Annotated in this window: 1 protein-coding gene and 2 pseudogenes; all 3 read right to left on the reverse strand. The window is 66.1% G+C overall.

Features of this window, described 5'->3' with window-relative positions; genetic code table 11:
• Window positions 1–383 (reverse strand): annotated as a pseudogene (locus tag ACLPJJ_RS01045) (hypothetical protein); the annotation flags it as partial.
• Between the two features lie 315 nt (window positions 384–698).
• Window positions 699–1,760 carry a DUF7146 domain-containing protein gene (locus tag ACLPJJ_RS01050; RefSeq protein ID WP_443588858.1) on the reverse strand — a complete coding sequence of 354 codons (1,062 nt, stop codon included), beginning with the start codon at window positions 1,758–1,760 and terminating at the stop codon, window positions 699–701.
• A 69-nt stretch (window positions 1,761–1,829) separates the two neighbouring features.
• Window positions 1,830–2,537, reverse strand: a pseudogene (locus ACLPJJ_RS01055) (DNA-binding protein); the annotation flags it as partial.

Below are 2,537 nucleotides of genomic sequence, written 5' to 3' on the forward strand. Positions count from 1 at the left end.
GTCTGACCTTCGGCGGTGAGGCGTTCGAGTTCGACCGATCGGATCTCCGAGCCATCCTGTTCCTTCTGGCTACGCTTCTGGGCGTCCTCGTTGTCGTCCAGGGCGCGTTGCACGCGGTCGGCGGCACGGTGGAAGAGGTTGACCGTGGACCAGAGCAGATCTTCGAGGTCGGGCTCCAGGCGCGTGTCACCCAGCGTGGCGACCAGGGCGTCAAAAATGTCGGCGACGGCACCGCCGATGATCTCGGGTTCGGGGAGCGGCCTGGGGTCGGGCTCGTCCTGGAAGGGGCGATGGCCGTAGAGCTGGAGTTCGGTGAGGAGGTGGTCGGTGGGGGATGATGCGTGCGCTGGCTCGAAAACGGGATTGTCGCGGTGCGTTGCCATGATGATGCCTCGTCTCGGATTGGCCGCGCCCATCGCGGCCTTCGTGGCGATCACCTGACGGCGGGCGGACCGGGCCTGCACCGCCGAGCGAAGCGTCGGCGGCCGGAGCGAAGCGGAGGACGGCGCAAGGCGGCTATTTTGTTTCGCGATGCAAAGCGCCCCTCTTGGGGCGCGGCGGAAAATAGCCGCCTGAAGCCGTTGCGGGGCCGGGCAGCTTGCCGTCCGATCGCCCTCTAGAAGGCCGTGGGCCAGGCTCTCTCCGGCACGCGGACATCATCTCAACCCCGCGGCTTACGCAGAGGAGGCCTGCCACCATTATCCCGGCCCGCAATCGCCCACCGCACCCATGAATCGCGGCACATCGTCAGGGGCGAGCTGCACCCGAAGTGCTGCCCGAAGTTCGGCAAGGCCAAGGTACCGGAGGTCGTCGTTGAAATCCTGCAGCGCCGGCGACAGGGGGAGCGCAACGATCCCAGCTGCCTGCGCCCGCTCGGCCAGGGTCGCGAATGCCGCGTTGCCAGCCGCATCCTTGTCGCGCGCCACATAGAGGCGGCGCAGCGTTGCCGGGAACAAAAGGGCGGAAAGGTGATTGGCGGAGAGTGCGGCGACCATGGACAGGCTCGGCAGCGCGCAACGTAGTGACAGCATGGTTTCGATCCCTTCGCCTGCCGCCACGACATCGGAGGCAGTGCCGAAGAGGACGCCCTTGCCGAGGAGATGGCCCATCGCTCGCCGCGGCGTGTCGATGGGCGCTTTGTCGTGTCCGGACGGGTCGATCCAGGTGCGATGAACGCCGGTGATCGTGCCGCCGAGATCGGTGACGGCGGCGATCATTGCCGGCCAGGTTTCGGCGGATGCATCCGGGTGCGGGCGATAGTAGCAGCTTGGATGGAAACGGAGGCTGGCGGCTTCGTGCAAAGCCGTAATGCCGCGTCCGTGCAGATACGTCTCTGCGATTGTGCCGACAATTGGCTGCGATATCGCGAACAAGCGGCGTGCCGACTCTGGCGATCCTGCCGGGGGCTGAGCGAAAGCGGAATAGGCACGCGGCGCCGTGTGCGAGCCATCTCGTGGCGGTCCGAGAAAACGCCATGCTTCGGCGGCGATATCGGAGAAGCGGGTGAGCCCGTGGCGCCTGCCGATGATGTCGAGCAAATCGCCATGTTCGCCGGTCGCGGCATCGGTCCATTTTCCGACCGCCCCCTTGCCGATCTCTGGACCAGAAAGGCGGACGTACATCGAGCGTCCCGGTGTGTTCATGATATCGCCAACCATCCAGTACCGGCCGGATCGGCGGCCGTTGGATAAATAATACCGGCACACCGCTTCGGCATTGCGTGCCAGTCGCCGCGCCAGATCAGGTGCATTGTCGCCCATGGCCAGCCTTTCACGGCAAGAGGGGCCCGCGATCGCCCGCGAGCCCCTCCATGCCGCCGCCCGAGAAATTTATTCGGCGGCGACCGCCTCGGCCTCGTCGGCCGGATGATCATTATCGGGCTCAGCCGAAAGATCGCCGATAGCCGTTTCATCCGCCGCAACCGCCGTTTGCACGCCGGACATACGGAGCGGTTCCGGCAACCAGTCGGTGCCGATGAGCAGGGCCTCGGCCTCCGCCGCCATCTCCCCCTTTTTGAGGTGGGCGATACGTTCGGCGGCGGCCTGCCCCTTTGCCTCCCGCACCGCTTCAAGGATGCGCGCCTTTGAAATCCGGCCGAGATAATTGTCGACACTCGGCGCCCACCCTGCCGCAGCCAAGTCGAGCGAGACGGCTTGGGCCAGCCGGTCTGCATGGGCAATCGCCTTGGGGCGCCGGTTATAGGGTTCCACCACCGCATTGATCGTGAGCGAGACGCAGTGGGCGAACAGGGCGTCGCGGCTATCCGTGTCAAAGCCGCCGAGGACATCCCAGAGTTCACCGGAATCCTCTGGCAGTTGCTCGGCCCAACGCCTGTGTCGCGCGTCGACTCGCGCCGCCAGTGGCGTGTCGGCGAGGCCCGGCGCTTGGGCGCCAAACATCACGCTCTTGGGCTCGATCTCCAGGCAGGACTCCAGGCCGTAGCGGTAGAACAGCTTCAGGCACAGGGCGTGCAGCACGGCAAGGTAAGCGATGGCCGGATCGTGGCCGACCGCCTCGCGCAAGGCCAGGGTCCGATA

It is taken from the genome of Acidocella sp., assembly GCF_052326845.1.
Lineage (GTDB): Bacteria > Pseudomonadota > Alphaproteobacteria > Acetobacterales > Acetobacteraceae > Acidocella.